At 69.8% G+C, this 17441-nt stretch carries 18 protein-coding genes and 1 tRNA gene; 16 read left to right on the plus strand and 3 right to left on the minus strand.

The features are described from left to right. The first annotated feature begins 25 nt into the window (after positions 1-25). From OG984_RS24235 to OG984_RS24255, 5 genes are read left to right on the plus strand one after another with little or no spacing between them, the layout of a single operon-like run. Complete coding sequence (locus tag OG984_RS24235; RefSeq protein WP_328528729.1) at positions 26-865, plus strand: alpha/beta fold hydrolase; 840 nt, start codon at positions 26-28, stop codon at positions 863-865. Continuing rightward, a complete protein-coding gene (locus tag OG984_RS24240) occupies positions 862-1797 on the plus strand; it encodes a metal-dependent hydrolase (protein ID WP_328528730.1) in 936 nt (311 codons plus the stop codon). Before OG984_RS24235 ends, OG984_RS24240 begins: the two co-directional genes overlap by 4 nt. Beyond that, positions 1794-2882 (plus strand): PDR/VanB family oxidoreductase, encoded by a 1089-nt coding sequence (locus tag OG984_RS24245; RefSeq protein WP_328528731.1) that lies wholly within the window; start codon positions 1794-1796, stop codon positions 2880-2882. The genes OG984_RS24240 and OG984_RS24245 overlap by 4 nt, the downstream gene beginning before the upstream one ends. Before the next feature lie 57 nt (positions 2883-2939). Further along, positions 2940-3473: a GNAT family N-acetyltransferase gene (locus OG984_RS24250; RefSeq protein WP_328528732.1), complete on the plus strand. Its 534-nt coding sequence runs from the start codon at positions 2940-2942 to the stop codon at positions 3471-3473. Beyond that, a complete protein-coding gene (locus OG984_RS24255) occupies positions 3470-3751 on the plus strand; it encodes a hypothetical protein (protein ID WP_328528733.1) in 282 nt (93 codons plus the stop codon). The genes OG984_RS24250 and OG984_RS24255 overlap by 4 nt, the downstream gene beginning before the upstream one ends. Before the next feature lie 7 nt (positions 3752-3758). Here OG984_RS24255 and OG984_RS24260 read toward each other — a convergent pair whose 3' ends face one another. Beyond that, a complete protein-coding gene (locus tag OG984_RS24260) occupies positions 3759-4529 on the minus strand; it encodes an IclR family transcriptional regulator (protein WP_328528734.1) in 771 nt (256 codons plus the stop codon). A 69-nt stretch (positions 4530-4598) separates the two neighbouring features. Here OG984_RS24260 and OG984_RS24265 point away from each other — a divergent pair, with 69 nt between their 5' ends. The 4 genes from OG984_RS24265 to OG984_RS24280 all read left to right on the plus strand — a co-directional run bounded on the left by OG984_RS24265 (position 4599) and on the right by OG984_RS24280 (position 8459). Continuing rightward, entirely contained in the window at positions 4599-5414 is an 816-nt protein-coding gene (locus tag OG984_RS24265) for a 2-keto-4-pentenoate hydratase (RefSeq protein ID WP_328528735.1), read from the plus strand. A gap of 4 nt (positions 5415-5418) precedes the next feature. Beyond that, positions 5419-6378 (plus strand): acetaldehyde dehydrogenase (acetylating), encoded by a 960-nt coding sequence (locus tag OG984_RS24270; RefSeq protein ID WP_328528736.1) that lies wholly within the window; start codon positions 5419-5421, stop codon positions 6376-6378. Further along, complete coding sequence (gene dmpG, locus OG984_RS24275) at positions 6375-7400, plus strand: 4-hydroxy-2-oxovalerate aldolase (protein WP_328528737.1); 1026 nt, start codon at positions 6375-6377, stop codon at positions 7398-7400. The genes OG984_RS24270 and dmpG overlap by 4 nt, the downstream gene beginning before the upstream one ends. A 69-nt stretch (positions 7401-7469) precedes the next feature. Continuing rightward, the gene (locus tag OG984_RS24280) at positions 7470-8459 is read left to right on the plus strand and encodes a hypothetical protein (protein WP_328528738.1); all 990 of its coding nucleotides are present in this window, start codon (positions 7470-7472) and stop codon (positions 8457-8459) included. 55 nt (positions 8460-8514) lie between these two features. On the opposite strand, the gene OG984_RS24285 is transcribed toward OG984_RS24280, so the two are convergent. Continuing rightward, a complete protein-coding gene (locus tag OG984_RS24285) occupies positions 8515-9465 on the minus strand; it encodes a ribonuclease Z (protein ID WP_328528739.1) in 951 nt (316 codons plus the stop codon). Positions 9466-9508: 43 nt separating this feature from the next. After that, positions 9509-9578: transfer RNA gene (locus OG984_RS24290), tRNA-Arg, on the minus strand. A gap of 336 nt (positions 9579-9914) precedes the next feature. On the opposite strand from OG984_RS24290, the gene OG984_RS24295 reads away from it, so the two are divergent. The 7 genes from OG984_RS24295 to OG984_RS24325 all read left to right on the plus strand — a co-directional run bounded on the left by OG984_RS24295 (position 9915) and on the right by OG984_RS24325 (position 17394). Next, positions 9915-10157 carry a helix-turn-helix transcriptional regulator gene (locus tag OG984_RS24295; protein ID WP_328528740.1) on the plus strand — a complete coding sequence of 81 codons (243 nt, stop codon included), beginning with the start codon at positions 9915-9917 and terminating at the stop codon, positions 10155-10157. Then, positions 10141-11157 (plus strand): type II toxin-antitoxin system HipA family toxin, encoded by a 1017-nt coding sequence (locus OG984_RS24300; RefSeq protein ID WP_328528741.1) that lies wholly within the window; start codon positions 10141-10143, stop codon positions 11155-11157. Before OG984_RS24295 ends, OG984_RS24300 begins: the two co-directional genes overlap by 17 nt. A gap of 12 nt (positions 11158-11169) precedes the next feature. Continuing rightward, the gene (locus OG984_RS24305) at positions 11170-11574 is read left to right on the plus strand and encodes a DoxX family protein (RefSeq protein ID WP_328528742.1); all 405 of its coding nucleotides are present in this window, start codon (positions 11170-11172) and stop codon (positions 11572-11574) included. Next, positions 11571-12632 (plus strand): L-glyceraldehyde 3-phosphate reductase, encoded by a 1062-nt coding sequence (gene mgrA, locus OG984_RS24310; RefSeq protein WP_328528743.1) that lies wholly within the window; start codon positions 11571-11573, stop codon positions 12630-12632. Before OG984_RS24305 ends, mgrA begins: the two co-directional genes overlap by 4 nt. A 38-nt stretch (positions 12633-12670) precedes the next feature. Then, a complete protein-coding gene (locus tag OG984_RS24315; RefSeq protein WP_328528744.1) occupies positions 12671-14146 on the plus strand; it encodes an amidase in 1476 nt (491 codons plus the stop codon). Between the two features lie 79 nt (positions 14147-14225). Continuing rightward, positions 14226-16049: a serine hydrolase gene (locus OG984_RS24320; RefSeq protein WP_328528745.1), complete on the plus strand. Its 1824-nt coding sequence runs from the start codon at positions 14226-14228 to the stop codon at positions 16047-16049. A gap of 25 nt (positions 16050-16074) precedes the next feature. Continuing rightward, on the plus strand, positions 16075-17394 hold the full coding sequence (locus OG984_RS24325; RefSeq protein ID WP_328528746.1) for a M20 family metallopeptidase: 1320 nt from the start codon (positions 16075-16077) through the stop codon (positions 17392-17394). The last annotated feature ends 47 nt before the right edge of the window (positions 17395-17441 follow it).

The following is a 17441-nucleotide window of genomic DNA, read 5'->3' on the forward strand; positions in this document are numbered from 1 at the left end:
ATGACACCCAACGGAGGAGGATGGCGTGGCCGAGACGACCAAACGGCTGGTGGAGACCACCGACGGGCTGACGCTCGCGGTCTACGAGCAGGGACCGGTCGATGCCGAGACCGTGGTGCTCGTCCACGGTTACCCCGACAACCACTCCGTCTGGGACGGGGTCGCGGAGGTGCTGGCCGAGCGCTTCCACGTCGTCGCCTATGACGTACGCGGCACGGGGGAGTCGGGCGTACCCGAGTCGACCTCCGGCTACCGCCTGGCGCAGCTCTCCGCAGACTTCAAGGCGGTCATCGACGCCGTCTCGCCCGATCGGCCGGTGCACGTCGCCGCGCACGACTGGGGCTCGATCCAGACCTGGGAGTCGGTGACCGACCCGGCGCTGAGCAGCCGGATCGCGACGTACGTCTCGATCTCGGGGCCCGACCTCGGGATGGCGACCACCTGGTTGCGGGAGCGGACCCATCTGGGGAGCTCGGTGCGGCAGCTGGCCCACTCCTGGTACGTCTTCGTCTTCCAGCTGCCGCTGCTTCCCGAGGCGATGGTGCGCTCGGGGCTGCTCGCCCGGTTCGTCGGCGGCGGGCCGCGCCCGACCAAGGACCAGGTCAACGGAGTCGAGCTCTACCGGGCCAACTTCCTCGGCAAGCTCTTGCGCCCCGAGCCGCGGTCGACCGACGTGCCGGTGCTGGTGATCGCCCCGCGGGGAGACGACTACGTGACGGTGCCGCTGCAGACGGAGGCACCCCGGGCGTACGCGTCGTCGCTGGTCACACAGGTCATCGAAGGCGGACACTGGGTGGTGGCCGCGGAACCCGAGCTGATCGCGGGCGAGATCGCGGCCTTCATCGAAAAGGAGGCGGGTCGATGAGCAGGGAGACGAAGGAATCCAAGCGCGGGCACGAGCCGGCCAAGGTGGCCCTCCACCCGCGGAACGTGAAGTTCGACTGGAGCCGACTGCCCCTGGTGTGGATCCCGGGCGAGGCGTTCGCGTCCCACTACATCAGCGTGCTGCACCTGCTGCTGCCCGAGGGCGAGCGGTGGTTCGTCAAGGTGTTCTCCGAGATCCTGCCGCTGATCGAGGACGACCAGCTGCGCGAGGACGTGATCGGCTTCATCGGTCAGGAGGGCGTGCACGCCGCCGCTCACCAGGAGGTGCAGGACTACTTCAACGACAACGGGCTCGACGTACGTCCCTTCGCGGCCGAGATCGAGGCGCTGTTCCGCAAGATCCTGGGTGACCGCGACCTGACCGGCCAAGCCTTGGAGGAGTGGCTGATCGAGCGCGCCGCGATCATCGCGGGCCTCGAGCACCTCACCGCCGTGCTCGGCAACTGGGTGCTCAACTCGCCGGCCCTCGACAAGGCCGGTGCCGACGAGACGATGCTCGACCTGCTGCGCTGGCACGGGGCCGAGGAGGTCGAGCACCGCAACGTGGCCTACGACGTGTTCCAGCACGTCGACGGGCGCTACCTGCGCCGCGTCCGCTCCTACCTGCTCGGTGGCAGCGCGCTGCTCATGCTGTGGTGGCGCGGGGCGAGCTACCTGATGAAGAACGATCCGACCCCGCTCGATCCGGCACAGCCGGACCCTGCGAAGCGGCCGAAGGCGAGCCTGTTGAAGCTGATCGACGCCGAGCGTCGTGGGCTGGCGCCCGGGATCGTGCGTATCGGATGGGCGACCTGGAAGTTCTTCCTGCCCGACTACGACCCGTCCAAGGAGGGCTCGACCGCCCAGGCGGTGAGCTACCTGGCCAAGTCGCCCGCAGCGCTGCGCGCCGACGCCATCGCGGAGGGCCAGTGAACGAGGTCACCAGCGGGCCCGCGCACTACAGCGTTCCCGACATCCCGGACTCGCGGCTCTACCGGGCCTTCGAGGCGATCGTCGCGGGCTACTGGACCAAGGCCGCCTACCGCTCCTGGCGCCGCCGCAGGCCGCTCGGGCGGATCGACCGGGACCTGCGCGTACGCGTCAGCCGGATCGACGAGGAGGGCCTCGACGTCAAGGCGATCTGGTTCGAGCGTGAAGGCGGCGGCGACCTGCCGGCCTGGGATCCGGGCGCCCACGTCGACGTGGTGCTGCCCAGCGGCCGGCTGCGGCAGTACTCGCTCAACTCCGACCCCGACGACCTGTCGGCCTACCGGATCAGCGTGCGCCGGATCGAGCCGACCGCGGGTGGAGGCGGTGGGTCGGTCGAGGCCCACTTCCTCTCCGTCGGCGATCGGCTCGTCCTCAAGGGGCCGCGCAACGCCTTCCCGTTCGTCGACTCGCCCGCCGGCTATCTCTTCGTGGCCGGCGGCATCGGGATCACCCCGATCCTGCCGATGCTGCGCGACGTGGTGCGGCGGGGTGTGCCGTACGAGTTCGTCTACACCGGGCGCTCGCGCGAGACCATGCCGTTCCTGGAGGAGATCCGGGAGATCGTCGGTGACCACGAGATCCAGCTGTGGCCCGACGACGAGATGGGCGTGCCCGACGCCGCCAAGATCATCTCGATGGCGCCCGAGGGCGCCGCGCTCTACTGCTGCGGGCCGATGCCGATGATCGAGGCGATCCGCGCGCAGATCCCCGACCCGCTGATCGACACGCTCCACTACGAGCGGTTCTCGCCGCCGCCGGTGCTCGGTGGCCGCCCGTTCCGGGTACGTCTCGGCGACTCCGACGTCGAGGTGGAGGTGGGCGCCGAGGAGTCGGCGCTGACCGCGGTCCGCCGGGTGCGGCCGGCCCAGGCGTACTCGTGTCAGCAGGGATTCTGCGGCACCTGCCGGGTCCGGGTCCTGGAGGGCGAGGTCGAGCACCGTGATCACGTGCTGACCGACTACGAGCGTGACGGCCACATGATGCTGTGCGTCTCGCGGGCCAAGGGGACCGTGGTGATCGACGGCTGATCTCCGGCTGATCGATAACGGTTTGCCCGGCGGGCCGCGGCCTGATGTCCTGTGCCCATGACTGCCCTCGCCGTTCCGTCCATCGATCTCTACGACTCGTGGGCGGCGTGCGTCGCCGAGTTCGGTGGAGCTCATGTCGACGGCGCCGGTATCCCCGACGAGGAGGCCGCCGACGTGAGCCGGGAGGCGTGCGAGCGGCTGGTCGCGAAGGCCGCCCAGGAGCGAGACCTCACGGTTCCGCCGCCGCCCGGGCGGGTGCACGCCTCGTCCTTCTGGATCACCGAGGGCTCCGAGGTCGTCGGGTTCGTCCAGCTGCGGCATGCGCTCAACGAGTTCCTCGAGAACGTCGGTGGCCACATCGGCTACTCGGTGCGTGCCTCGGCCCGCCGCCGCGGTCACGCCGCCCGGGCTCTCGGCCTGGTCCTCGACGAGGCCCGCGAGCTCGGCCTGGAGCGGGTCCTGCTCACCTGTGACGACGACAACGAGGCCTCCGCGCGGACCATCGAGTCCCAGGGCGGCGAGCTCCAGGACGTCATCGACGCGGCTGCGTACGGCTACGGGCTCACTCGGCGTTACTGGGTCAAGCTGTGAACGAGGAGGATGTCGTCGCCACCGAGGTCGAGCTCGAGTGGGCGCTCGCCGGTGAGTCCTCCGCGTCCACCGAGCTCGTCGAAGAGGTGCTGACCGGTCTGCGCACCACCGGGCGTACGCCGGAGGTGGACGTCGACGTGCTGCGAGCTGCGGCCTTCCGGCTCGTCTCCGAGGACCGGCTCGACGAGATCGGCCGGGCCTGGCTGGAGCTCCTCGACGCCGTCCGGGCGCACCCGGACGCCCGGTTGGCAGACCTGCCTCCGGCACGCACCGACTGACGCTGCGTCAGCTGGAGAGGGAGCGGCGGCGGCTGGCCAGGCTGGAGAGTCCCTGGGCGGCGGCGCGGACCAGGGTCACGTGGGCCTCGGGCCGGAAGCGACCCACCGGGCCGGTGATGCTGATCGCCGCCAGCGCCCTGTCGCCGCCGTCGGTGAGGACCGGGGCGGCGACGCACTGCAGCCCCACGGCAGACTCCTCGCGCTCGAAGGCCACGCCGTTCTCGAGCGCGGCGGTGAGCTGCCGCTCGAGGAGGCCAGGGGCGACGATCGTGTGCGGCGTACGCCGTTCCAGGGGGCTGCTGAGGACCTCCTGCTGCACCTCCGGGTCGGAGAAGGCCAGCAGGATCTTGCCGATCGCGGTGCAGTGGACGGGCATCCGCCCGCCCGGCCGGGAGGGGGACTTGGCCTGGCGGTGGCCGCCGATCTTGGCGACGTAGACGACGTCGTGGCCCTCACGCACGCCCAGGTGGACGGTCTCATGGGTGCGCTCGTAGAGGTCCTGGAGGAACGGCATCGCCAGCTCCAGGAGCGAGCGCTCGACCGAGGCGCGCATGCCGAGCTCGAAGAGGCCGCCGGAGAGGCGGTAGCCGAGGTTGGTGCGGTCCAGGAGCCGGTTGGTGACCAGGTCGCCGGCGACGCGGTGGACGGTCGCCTTCGGCAGTCCGGTGCGGCGGACGAGCTCGGCCAGGGAGAGCACCTGGTCGTCGACCGTGAAGGCTCGCAGGATGGTCACCGCCTTGCCGAGCACGGTGTCGAGATCGGCAGGCTCGTGTGGCATGTGATCACCGTACCGGTCAGCGGGACGCCGGGCCCGCCGCTTCGGCCCATCTGCTGAGACCGTGGTCGCATGAACGAAGTGACCTCCCCGGCTGCCGTCGCCGGCGACGCCGCCATCGCGGCCGCCGCCGACCGGCTGCTGACCGCCGCCGCCACGGGCACCCCTGTGCCGCCGATGCGGGACCTGCTCGAACCGACCGATCTGGCTGCTGCGTACGCGATCCAGGAGCGGCTCACCGCCGCCCGGGTCGCCGGTGGCGCGACCATCGTGGGCCGCAAGATCGGGCTCACCTCCAAGGCGGTGCAGGAGCAGATCGGCGTGGACACCCCGGACTTCGGCGTGCTCTTCGACGACATGGCGTACGCCGACGGGGACACGCTCCCGGCCGACGCGATCCTGCAGCCGCGGGCCGAGGCCGAGATCGCGTTCGTCCTGGCGGACGACCTGGCCGACGGAGACCTCTCCTACGACCAGGTCAGGGAGGCCATCGACTACGCCGTCGCGGCCATCGAGATCTGCGGCAGCCGGATCGCGGACTGGAAGATCGCCTTCGGTGACACCGTCGCGGACAACGCCTCCGCCGGCGCCTACGTCCTCGGCACGGAGCGGAGGACGCTCGACGAGTTCGAGCCGCGCGAGGTGACCATGTCGATGTCGATCGACGACGAGGAGGTCTCGACCGGCACCGGCGCCGCCTGCCTGGGTGACCCGGTCAACGCGGTCCAGTGGCTGGCTCGCTACGCCCGCGACTTCGGCGAGCCGCTGCGTGCCGGCCAGCTGATCCTCTCCGGCGCGCTCGGCCCGATGCGGCCGATCGCCGCCGGCAACACCGTTCGTTCCACCGTGTCGGGCCTCGGCTCGGTGGCCTTCAGCGTAGGGAAGTGAATCCATGGGCAAGGTGAAAGTGGCGATCATCGGGTCGGGCAACATCGGCACCGACCTGATGATCAAGGTGATGCGTACGTCCCAGCACCTGGAGATGGGCGCGATGGTCGGGATCGACCCGGCCTCCGACGGTCTGGCCCGCGCCGAACGCTTCGGATTCGCGACGACGTCGGACGGCGTCGAGGGGCTGATCGGGCTGCCGGAGTTCGACGACATCGAGATCGTCTTCGACGCGACCTCTGCCAAGGCGCACGTCGCCAACGCGGCTGCGCTCGAGCCCTACGGCAAGCGGCTGATCGACCTCACCCCGGCGGCGATCGGGCCGTACGTGATCCCTGCCGTCAACATCGACGAGCACATCGACGCCCCCAACGTGAACATGGTGACCTGTGGCGGACAGGCGACGATCCCGATCGTCGCCGCGATCTCCCGCGTGGTCCCGGTCGCCTACGGCGAGATCGTCGCCTCGATCTCCTCGAAGTCGGCCGGCCCCGGCACGCGGGCCAACATCGACGAGTTCACCGAGACCACCTCGGGCGCGATCGTCACCGTCGGCGGTGCCAGGCGTGGCAAGGCGATCATCATCCTCAACCCGGCCGAGCCGCCGCTGATCATGCGCGACACGGTGTATGCGCTGGTCGAGGGCGGGTCCCGGTCGCTGGAGGAGCTGACCGCGGAGATCACCGAGTCGGTCGAGAAGATGGTCGGCGACGTCGCCGCGTACGTCCCCGGCTACCGCCTCAAGCAGAAGGTCCAGGTGCATCCGATCCCTTCGGATCAGCCCGTGGAGACCCTTCTCGTCTCGGCCGAGGAGGCGCGACCCACGCATCAGGTGTCGGTGTTCCTCGAGGTCGAGGGCGCCGCGCACTACCTCCCGGCGTACGCGGGGAACCTCGACATCATGACCTCGGCCGCGCTGCAGATGGCCGACCGGATCGCTTCGTCCAAGGAGGCCGCGCGATGAGCACGCCCATCTACGTCCAAGAGGTCTCGCTGCGCGACGGCATGCACGCCGTTCGCCACCGGATCACGCCCGAGGACGTCAAGCGGATCGTGATCGCCGCCGACGAGGCTGGCGTCGACGCCATCGAGGTCGCCCACGGTGACGGTCTGACCGGCGGCTCGGTCAACTACGGTCCTGGGTCCAACTCCGACTGGGAGTGGATCGAGGCCGCCGCCTCGGTCATCAAGAACGCCCGGCTGACCACCCTGCTGCTCCCCGGCGTCGGCACCATCCACGACCTGAAGCGGGCCTACGACCTCGGTGTGCGTTCGGTGCGGGTCGCGACCCACTGCACCGAGGCCGACGTCTCGGCCCAGCACATCGCCGCCGCGCGCGAGATGGGCATGGACGTCTCCGGCTTCCTGATGCTCTCGCACATGGCGCCGCCCGAGCAGCTCGCCGAGCAGGCGAAGCTGATGGAGTCTTACGGCGCCCACTGCGTCTACATCACCGACTCCGGCGGCCGGCTGACGATGAACGACGTCCGTGACCGCGCCCGCGCCTACCGCTCGGTGCTGAAGGATGAGACCGAGATCGGCATCCACGCCCACGAGAACCTGTCGCTGTCCGTGGCCAACTCGGTCGTCGCGGTCGAGAACGGTGTCTACCGGGTCGATGCGTCGCTGGCCGGTCATGGTGCCGGTGCCGGCAACTGCCCGATCGAGGCGTTCATCGCGGTCGCGAACCTGTCCGACTTCAAGCACAACTGCGACCTGTTCAAGCTCCAGGACGCCGCCGACGACATCGTCCGCCCGCTCCAGGACCGCCCCGTCCGCGTCGACCGGGAGACCCTCACCATGGGCTACGCCGGCGTCTACTCGTCCTTCCTGCGCCACGCCGAGAACGCCTCCGCCCGCTACGGCGTCGACACCCGCGACATCCTCATGGAGTGCGGCCGTCGCGGTCTCGTGGGTGGCCAGGAGGACATGATCGTCGACATCTGCCTCACCAAGCTCGCCGAGCGCGAGGCCGCCGCGAGCTGAGTCCTCCGTGGCCCGGGGAGCGCCAGGCGTACGTGGTGCGCCTGGCGCTCCCCGGGTTACCGTCACTCCGTGACCGAAGCGCCGGACGAGCACAGGGCGCGGGAGCGGCGCGAGGACGCTGCTCGGCTGCTGCGTGCCCACCTGCTCATGCAGGACGGGGTCGCGAGCCACGCGCAGCTGACTGCCGGCGGGGTCACGAAGACCGACATCGAGCGGAAGGTACGGCGCAAGGAGCTCCGCCGCGTCCACCCGCGGGTCTATGTCGACCACGCCGGCCCGATGACCTGGCGCCAGCGTGCCTGGGCCGCCGTCCTCTACGCCGAGCCCGCCTACTTGTGCTGGACCAGCGTCGAGGAGCCACGGACGCGCGACGACGGTGCCCCCATCCACGTCGCCGTCGATCACAGCCGCCGGATCCGGCCCCAGGACGGCATCGTCATCCATCGGATGAAGGACCTGGAGCTGCGCGCCTATGGGGGCACGCCGCCCCGACTCACCGCCGAGGACAACGCGCTGGCGATGGCACACGAGGCCGCCAAGGACATCGACGCGATCGCCCGGCTCGCGGAGGCGGCCGGGAGGAGCTACGTCACCGCTGACTCCCTCCGCGCCGCGCTCGACCGCTATCCGTCGGTACGCCGCCGTGCGCTCCTCGCCGGCCTGATCGACGACCTCGAGGCTGGCACCCACTCCGTGCTCGAGCACGGCTACCTCACCAAGGTCGAGCGGGCCCACGGCCTACCCGTCGGGACGCGCCAGGCACCGCGATCCGGCCCGACCGGCAATCAGTTCCGGGACGTCGAGTACACGGCGTATGGCCTTGTCGTCGAGCTCGACGGCGCTGTCGGTCACGAGTCCTGGCGCGACCAGTCCCGCGACGCCGACCGCGCCCTCGATGACCTCGCGTCGGCCGGGGTGCTCACCGCGCGGCTCCGCTTCCACCAGGTCTTCGACACCCCGTGTCAGACCGCCACGAGGATCGCCAGGATCCTGAGGCGCAACGGCTGGAACGGCACGATGAAGGCCTGCGGCGAGGCGTGTCGAATGAAGGAGGCCTGAGGTGACCCGGGGAGCGTGAGGCGTACCAGGTGCGCCTCACGCTCCTCGGGTCGGGCTATCGCCTCGCGGGAAGCGTCACTCGGTCGAGGTCTCGGGCAATCGTCAGCGGTCCGTCGTACGCCTCGCGTGCCTCGGCCTCGAAGACCCGCTCGAACTCGCCGTCCTCGGAGTCGGGGTAGCGCTGCGAGAAGTGCGTGAGGACGAGGTGACGTACGCCGGCAGCAGCCGCGATCTCGGCCGCCTGCAGCGCGGTGAGGTGGCCGTATTCGACGGCCAGGTGCCGATCGGAGTCGAGAAAGGTGGACTCGATGACCAACAGATCGACGCCGTCCGCGAGCTCACCGGCGGCGTCGCACAACCGGGTGTCCATCACAAAGGCCATCGACTGTCCTCGGCGCGGAACCGTCACGTCCGCGAGGTGAATCAGGCGGCCGTCCGACGCGATCACGCCGTCTCGTTGCAGTCGCCCGACGGCGGGTCCGCTGATGCCCGCCTCGGCGAGCTTCGCGGTGTCGAAGGAGCGGCCGTCGGGCTCGTCGACGCGGTAGCCGAACGCCTCGATGGTGTGGTCGAGACGCCGCGCGGTGAGCGTCGTGCCGGACTCACCGGGGAGCCGTTCGACCTTGCCGTCCGCTTCGAGACCTTGGAGCAGCAGCTGCTCGCGGTGGTGGAAAGCGGTCGATTCGCACAGGTTCCGCACCCACTGCTCGCCGGAGGCCGGGAACGAGATCGGCACCTCGCGAGGCGAGCCGTCGAGGCTGATCCGTTGCACCACGCCGGCCAGACCGAGGCTGTGGTCACCATGGAGATGGGTGATCGCGATCCGAGTGAGGTCTGAGGCTGAGACGCCGGCATGTGTCATCTGTCGTTGAGTGCCCTCGCCCGGGTCGAACAGGAGGGTCTCGTCGTCCCAATGGAGCACATAGCCGTTGTGATTTCGGCGCTTGGTCGGCACCTGGCTCGCAGTGCCGAGCACGACCAGTTCGCGGGCAGAGCTGCGGGGCACGGTCAGAGTCCTTTGATGGTCGGTGTTGGCGATGGCAGCGTAGTGCCCTCGGGAGGAGTCGAACCTCCATCTCCGGCTTCGTAGGCCGGCGTCATGATTTGGACCACGAGGGCGTTGCGGCCTGGCGTCGAGCCAGGCCACCGGGCACATGGGGCCACGGCGTTGCCGTCCGTCCGCGTCAGGCGCGCGGCGTTCGCCTCGGTACCTACCGGGTTCGCTGCGAGGGGCGTCGGGCAGCAGCCGCTGCGTCGCGCACGTCGTTTCCCACTGTCCTCACCCCCTGCGATCTGTCCGGTGCCTGCTCGGCCGATGCGGACAACAGTAGGTTGAGGACAGACCGTGATGCGAGTGGTTTACGACGCGAAGTTATCGCTATTCCGCGATACGACGCGAGTATCGTGATTTCGCGATACAGTAGAGATATCGCGGAATCACGATAGGAGGCGGCTGTGACGAGTACGCGGCTGCGGGTGCCGGCCGACTTCGGGCTTGCGCTTCAGCAGGCACGCTTGGGGCGAGGGATGACCCAGGCCGATCTCGCGAGGGAGGTCGGCGTCCCCCAGAGCACGATCAGTGAGATCGAGGCGGGGAAGTCCACGATCTTCATGCGTCGCCTTCTCGACCTGATGCAGGCGACCGGGGTCGAGCTCTCGGCGACCTGGGAGGACGAGGCGGATGCGGCTCGCGGTTGAGCTCTACGGCACCGTCGTGGGTGAGCTGACCGGCCATCCTGCGACGTACGATTTCGTCCCGAGTGCCGAAGGCATCGATCGATTCGGCGTCAACAGCTTGATCCTGTCGGTCGTCGCACCTCTGGTCGGCATCTCGCGCAAGCATCAGGCCGCTCGGCGGCGTAACTGGTTCAGTGAGTTGCTTCCCGAGGGCGACCAGTACGACTACATGCTGCGCCAAGCCGGCTTGCGACGTGGGGACACCCTCGGATTCCTTGCCCGCTATGGCCGTGACGTCGCTGGGGCGCTGCAAGTCTGGGATCTCGAGGACCCGACCGAACCAAAGACGCCATCTCTTCGGCCAGTCGATGACACCGAGATCAGGCGTTTGCTCGAGGATCCGGTGGGGTCACCCCTCGCCAACGAGTCGCTGCTCGGCAAGTCCTCGTTGGCAGGTGTGCAGCCGAAGGTCGTTCTCGTGCGCGCCGAGGCCGGATGGGCGCAGGACTTCAGCCAGGCGCTCGGCGCCTCGGGCGACCAGAAGTATCAGGAGTACGGAGGTCTCGTGAGCCTGCGTCGAATCGCCGACACCCTGCAGCGGACGACTCGATCCTCCGACCTGGTCAGCTTGGCGCGGATGGTTGTCCTGGCCGTCGCGATCGGCAATCTCGACATGCATTCGAAGAACCTCGGCATCCTGCATCCGCTGGACGACGAACCTGGGCTCGCGCCGGCGTACGACGTGGTTCCGCAGTCCCACCTGCCAGGGATCGACGGAAAGATGGCTCTGGCTGTGGACGGGACCTACCGGCACTCCGTGCTCACGGCCTCGGACATCAAGGCCGAGATCACGAGGTGGGGTGTGCGCCGCGCCGACCGAGTCGTCGATGACTGCCTTGCCGAGATCGCCGAGGTGGTCGCGAAGGAGACTCCGCTGCCTGCTGCGCACCCGACCCTTCAGGAGGACATCGCAACCTTCACGGAGAATCTGAGGGCGGGAAGACAAGTTGGCGGAGCATGACAGAGTCTTCCCGTGCGAACTGATTCTTCTCTCGATCTCCCGCTCGTCGGGTTGGCGGCGTTGTTCCTCGGGTCCGGCACCCTGCACCTGGTGAGGCCCCAGGTCTTCGAGTCGATCGTGCCGCCGCAGCTGCCGCAGGCGCGCAAGGTGGTGGAGGTCTCCGGGGTCGCGGAGATCGCGTGCGGGCTGGGGCTGCTGCACCCGAAGACCCGCCGGATCGCGGGGCTCGCCAGTGCCGCGCTGCTGGTCGGGGTGTTCCCGGCCAACGTGCAGATGAGCGTCGACGCCGGGAAGCGCGCCAACCGGAAGCGGACCGCCAAGTCGGCCGGATTCTTCGCCGGTACGCTGGCCCGGCTGCCGATGCAGTGGCCGATGATCAAGGTGGCGCTGCGCGCCGGAAAGAAGAGCGACGCATGACGTACGTTCCTGCGGAGTCCCGCTACGACGCGATGCAGTATCGGCGGACCGGGCACAGCGGCCTGGACCTGCCCGCGGTCAGCCTCGGGCTGTGGCACAACTTCGGTGACGACCTGCCGTTCGAGCGGCAGCGGGCGATCCTGCGTACGGCCTTCGACGCGGGCATCACCCACTTCGACCTCGCCAACAACTACGGGCCGCCCTACGGTTCGGCCGAGGAGAACTTCGGCCGCCACCTGCGCGGGGACTTCGCCGGACTGCGGGACGAGCTGGTGATCTCGACCAAGGCCGGCTGGGACATGTGGCCTGGGCCGTACGGGAAGATCGGCGGCTCGCGGAAGTACCTGATCTCCAGCCTCGACCAGTCCTTGACGCGGATGGGGCTCGACTACGTCGACATCTACTACCACCACCGCCCCGACCCCAGCACGCCGCTGGAGGAGACGATGGGCGCGCTCGACCAGATCGTGCGGTCCGGGAAGGCGCTCTACGTCGGGCTGAGCTCCTACTCCTCGGCGCTGACCCGCGAGGCGGCGGCGATCCTGCGCGAGCTCGGCACCCCGCTCCTGATCCACCAGCCGTCCTACTCGGTCCTCAACCGCTGGCTCGAGACCGACGGGCTGCTGGACACCCTCGACGAGGTCGGCGCCGGTGCGATCTCCTTCTCGCCGCTGGCGCAGGGTCTGCTGACGAACAAGTACCTCGGGGCCGGTGGCATCCCGGAGGACTCCCGCGCCGCCAAGGCCCGCTTCCTGACCCCGGAGGCACTCACGCCCGAGACGCTCGCCGGCATCGAGTCGCTCAACGCCCTCGCCGTCGACCGTGGCCAGACCCTCGCCCAGATGGCGCTCGCCTGGGCGCTGCGCGACCCGAGGATGACCTCGGTCGTCATCGGCGCCTCCCGCCCCGAGCAGGTCACCGACTGCATCGGCGCGCTCTCCGGTCCCGAGTTCACCTCCGAGGAACTGGCCAGGATCGACGAGTACGCCACCGCGACCGGTATCGACCTGTGGAAGCGCGAGCGGGTCGAGGGCGACTACCGGGAGATCTTCAACTGAGGCCTCCGCGGGAGCGCGATGAGCGCTAGCCTGCGCTCATGCGGGTCGATGAGTATCTGACGTACGACGCCACCGGGCTGGCGCAGCTGGTCGCTGCCAAGGAGGTGACCGCGGCCGAGGTGCTGGCCGCGGCGCGGGAGCGGGCCGAGGCGGTGAACCCGCGGATCAACGCGATCGTCGCCGACATCCCGGAGGCCGACGCCCAGGTCGCCGGCGACGGCCCCAGCGGGCCGTTCGCCGGGGTGCCGTTCCTGGTCAAGGACCTGGCCCAGGAGTATCAGGGCCACCCGACGACCTACGGCTCCCGGGCGCTCGTCGACGACGTCGCCGAGGAGCACTCCTACTTCACCCGGAGCGCCCTCGACGCCGGTCTGGTGATCTTCGGCAAGACGAACACCCCGGAGTTCGGGTCGAAGGGGATCACCGAGCCGGAGCTGTTCGGGCCCTCGCGCAACCCGTGGAACACCGACCACACCCCGGGTGGCTCGTCGGGTGGGTCCGGGGCCGCGGTGGCGGCCGGGATCGTGCCGGCCGCCGGCGCCAACGACGGCGGCGGCTCGATCCGGATCCCGGCCGCCTGCAACGGTCTGGTCGGGCTGAAGACCACCCGCGGTCTGCTGCCGCTGGGCCCGCAGAGCCTGGACGCCTCCAACGGCTTCGTCGTCCAGGGCGTGGTGACGCGGACGGTGCGCGACGCGGCCGGTCTCTACGACGCGCTCCTCGGCGACCGGTCGCTGGCGATGCTGCACGCCCCGCACCCCGACGGGCCGTTCTCCGAAGCGATCTCGGCCCCACCCCGCCGGCTCCGGATCGGATTCACCTCGACGTCCTCGATCACCGAGCCCGACCCGGAGGCGATCGCGGCGGTCGAGGACGCGGCCAAGGCCCTCGAAGCGCTCGGTCACCAGGTCGAGGAGGTCGAGGCGCCCTACGACGCCGCCGAGCTGGGCCGGGACTTCCTCACCATCTGGTTCGCCTCGGCCGCTGCCGAGGTCGCCGAGGCCAAGCTCCGCGTCGGCGCCAAGAACGCCGCCTTCGAGGCCGACACCCTGGCCGTGGCCGAGCTCGGCCGAGCCGGGGGAGTGGTCGCCGTCGAGCTCGCGCACATCAACCGCCGCAACCACGTACGCCGCCTGAGCGAGTTCCACGAGACGTACGACCTGCTGCTCACCCCGACGCTGGCGAAGCCGCCGCTGAAGGTCGGGCAGCTGACCACCCCGAAGGCGCTGCAGACCGCGGCGCGGGTGCTCCACAAGGTGCACGGTGGGCGGGTGATGCGGGCGACCGGGATGATCGACCAGCTCGTCGACGAGAACCTCGGCTGGGTGCCCTACACCCAGCTCGCCAACATCACCGGGCGGCCGGCGATCTCGGTGCCGACCTACCGGACCGCGGCCGGGCTGCCGCTCGGTATCCAGCTCTCCGGGCAGCTCGGTGACGACGGGCTGCTGCTGCAGGTCGCCGCCCAGCTGGAGGAGTCGAAGCCGTGGGCGGAGTACTGGCCCAAGCTCTGATGCCGGCGATGAGGGCCCGGCCATGAAAGAAAATTTCCTTTCACGTCCGAAGCCGGTGCCGGGACGGCACTATCGAGGTATGACTCCGTCTCCGGACATGCTCATGACCTCTCGGCGCGCCCTTCTCGGTGGCACTCTCGGGGGAGTCGCGATGACTCTCCTCGGCGGCGCCGCGGTGGCCTCGACGCCGGAGGACCCGACCAGGGCGCCCCGGACGCTCGCCTCGCTGGCCGGGCAACCGCCGACGATCACTCCCGAGGAGCTCACCTTCACCCCGGGCACCGTCCTGCGTCCCGGCCACCCCCGCCAGGTCGGCCTCGACCCGGCACAGATCGCGAAGATCCGCACGGAGCTGACCCGGTTCCTCGAGCCGACCACGGAGAACCCTGCCCACCCGCTGTACGCCGGGGCCACCGCGATCGCGGTCAAGGACGGCGTCGTCGTGGCGCACGAGAGTGTGGGCAAGGCGCTCAGGTACGGGCTCGACGGCACCAGCGTCGTGGAGCTTCCGGCCGACCAGCAGGTCGCGGCGACCACGGAGACGATGTGGGACATCGCCTCGATGTCGAAGCTCTTCACCACGACCGCGATCCTCCAGCTGATGGAGCGGCGTCGACTCGACCTCGAGGCGCCGGTGGTCACCTACCTGCCCGAGTTCGCGCCGCACGGCAAGGACGCGATCGTCGTCCGCCACCTGCTCACGCACGTCTCCGGACTGCTCGCCGGCCCCTCACCGTCGCTGTGGGCGGGCTACGACACCTACGAGGAGCGGGTCGCGGCGATCATGGACACGACGCCGACGCACGCGCCCGAGCAGATCTACCGCTACTCCGACATCAACCTGATCACGCTCGGACTGCTGGTCGAGCGGCTGTCGGGGAAGACGCTGGACACCTACGTACGCGACCACATCACCGAGCCGCTCGGGATGCGGGACACGATGTACAACCCGCCCGCCGCCCGCCTCGACCGCGTCGCCGCCACCGAATATCAGCCGTGGGCGGGGCGGCCGATGATCCGCGGCGAGGTGCACGACGAGAACGCCTGGGCGCTCGGCGGCGTCGCTGGCCACGCGGGCGTCTTCTCGACCGCCGCCGACATGGCCAGGTTCGGCCAGATGTTCCTCAACGGCGGTGTCTACAACGGCACCAGGATCCTGGAGGAGGACACTGTCAGGCTCTCGTTGCGCGACTACACCGGCGCCCGGTTCACCAGCTCGCGCGGCCTCGGCTGGGAGCTCGCCACGACCTGGTACCACGGCCCGATCTGGTCCCCGGTCTCCTTCGGCCACACCGGCTACACGGGCACCAGCATCGTGATGGACCCGATCGGCCACCAGCTCGTCGTGCTCATGACCAACCGCGTCCATCCCAGCCGCGACTGGGGCAGCAACAACCCCTCCCGCCGTGCCGTCTCCGACGCGCTCGGCATGGCCTCGGCGGTCCGGCCCGCGAGCGGACGTACGTCGTGGTTCTCGGGTCGCACGAACGCGAAGAAGGCGACGCTCGACGTGCCGCTCGCGGCCACCGAGGACGCGAGGCTCCGCTTCGACTACTGGTTCGACACCGAGCCGCGCTACGACTTCGGCCGGCTGCAGTACTCCACCGACGGCACCACCTTCAGCCCCCTGCCGTGGACCCTCGAGGGCGGCGACTGGAGCTGGGAGACCAGCGAGGCGGTCAACGGCTACGGCGGTCGCCGGTGGCTGCGCGGCCGGGCCGACCTCCCGGCGGGCACCACCGCGGTCAGGTGGACCTACGAGACCGACTCCTCCTCGCAGGGCCGAGGGATCTACCTCGACGGCATCGTGGTGCGGCAGGGGTGGCGTACGTTGTTCGACTCCTCGCGACCCTCCGACGAGGCCCGAATCGTCGCCGACGGCTGGGGTCTCAGCGACGGGTGACATGTCACCGATAGCCTCTGGCGGCATGACGCAGCCGCAGCAGCCGAATCCGTTCCTGGTCAACCAGCTTCGTGACGAGGCGGACGCCAGGGCGCTCGTCACCAAGGCGGTCGAGTCGAGCTCGCCGGGTGCGCCGCGGGGGATCCTGGACGCGATCCGCGACCGGCTCGTGGATCTCGGGCCTGAGCTGGTGGCCGTCTCCCACGACCTCGCCGAGCACCCGGAGACCGGCTTCGAGGAGCACCGGAGCTCGGCCGGACTGGCGGAGTTCGTCGAGGCTCACGGCATCGAGGTCGCCCGTGGCGCCTACGGCCTGCCGACCGCTCTCTACGCCTCTGCGGGCGGCGCCAAGGACGGTCCGACGATCGCCGTGCTCTCCGAGTACGACGCGCTTCCCGGCATCGGCCACGGCTGCGGCCACAACCTGATCGCGACCGTCGGCGTGGGGGCGTTCCTGGCCATCGCGAGCGTGATCGACAAGCTCGGCGGCCGCGCGATCTGGCTCGGCACGCCGGCCGAGGAGGGCGGTGGCGGCAAGGAGCTGATGGCGCAGAAGGGCGCCTTCGACGGCGTCGACGCGGCGATCATGGTCCACCCTTTCACCTACGACAGCTCCGAGCCGGTCTTCCTGGGCCGCAGGCAGCTGAAGGTGACGTACGTCGGGGTGCCGGCGCACGCCTCGATCCAGCCCTTCATGGGGCGCAACGCCCTGGACGCGGCCAACCTGCTCTACACCGGCGTCGCGCTCAACCGGCAGCAGATGCCGCCGACCGACCGGGTGCACGCGATCATCACCGACGGCGGCCTGCGCCCCAACGTGATCCCGGAGCACGCCACCATCGAGTTCTACGTACGCTCCGCCTATCCCGAGACCCTCAAGGTCCTCTCCCAGCGGCTGGAGGAGATGGCGATGGGAGCGGCGCTGATGACCGGCTGCGGGGTCGAGTTCAGCTGGGACGAGTCTCCTGTCTACCTGCCGATCCGCAACAACAGCGGCCTCGCGCAGGCCTGGAACCGCCGCTACCAGGAGCGCAACCACACCGTCCTCGCTCCCGGCGTGGTCCCGGACCTGCTCGCCGGCTCCACCGACTTCGGCAACGTCTCCTTCCGTGTCCCCGGACTGCACGCGATGGTCAAGATCGCCGAGCCCGATGTCTCCCTGCACAGCCGCGAGTTCGCCGCTGCCGCGGTCACGCCGTACGCCGACGAGGTGCTCGTCGATGCCGCCTACGGTCTCGCCGGGGTGGCTGCCGACTACCTCTCCGACGCGAGGCTGCGCGAGACGGTGCGCGAGGAGTTCGAGGAGGCCGGCGGAGCGGTGGACGTTACCGAATTTTTCGGCTGATTAACGGTTGATGACGATTCGGCGGCGGTAATCCTGTTACCTCTTCA

Origin of the sequence: Nocardioides sp. NBC_00368, assembly GCF_036090055.1 — a bacterium.
In the GTDB taxonomy this organism is placed as follows: Bacteria; Actinomycetota; Actinomycetes; order Propionibacteriales; family Nocardioidaceae; genus Nocardioides.

What these genes read in the sequence shown, in the direction of transcription:
- OG984_RS24265 (WP_328528735.1), top strand. Translation starts at nt 4,599, where the DNA reads ATGAACGAAGTGACCTCCCCGGCTGCCGTCGCCGGCGACGCCGCCATC.
- OG984_RS24320 (WP_328528745.1), top strand. Translation starts at nt 14,226, where the DNA reads ATGACTCCGTCTCCGGACATGCTCATGACCTCTCGGCGCGCCCTTCTC.
- dmpG (WP_328528737.1), top strand. Translation starts at nt 6,375, where the DNA reads ATGAGCACGCCCATCTACGTCCAAGAGGTCTCGCTGCGCGACGGCATG.
- OG984_RS24300 (WP_328528741.1), top strand. Translation starts at nt 10,141, where the DNA reads ATGCGGCTCGCGGTTGAGCTCTACGGCACCGTCGTGGGTGAGCTGACC.
- OG984_RS24240 (WP_328528730.1), top strand. Translation starts at nt 862, where the DNA reads ATGAGCAGGGAGACGAAGGAATCCAAGCGCGGGCACGAGCCGGCCAAG.
- mgrA (WP_328528743.1), top strand. Translation starts at nt 11,571, where the DNA reads ATGACGTACGTTCCTGCGGAGTCCCGCTACGACGCGATGCAGTATCGG.
- OG984_RS24260 (WP_328528734.1), bottom strand. Translation starts at nt 4,529, where the DNA reads ATGCCACACGAGCCTGCCGATCTCGACACCGTGCTCGGCAAGGCGGTG.
- OG984_RS24250 (WP_328528732.1), top strand. Translation starts at nt 2,940, where the DNA reads ATGACTGCCCTCGCCGTTCCGTCCATCGATCTCTACGACTCGTGGGCG.
- OG984_RS24315 (WP_328528744.1), top strand. Translation starts at nt 12,671, where the DNA reads ATGCGGGTCGATGAGTATCTGACGTACGACGCCACCGGGCTGGCGCAG.
- OG984_RS24270 (WP_328528736.1), top strand. Translation starts at nt 5,419, where the DNA reads ATGGGCAAGGTGAAAGTGGCGATCATCGGGTCGGGCAACATCGGCACC.
- OG984_RS24325 (WP_328528746.1), top strand. Translation starts at nt 16,075, where the DNA reads ATGACGCAGCCGCAGCAGCCGAATCCGTTCCTGGTCAACCAGCTTCGT.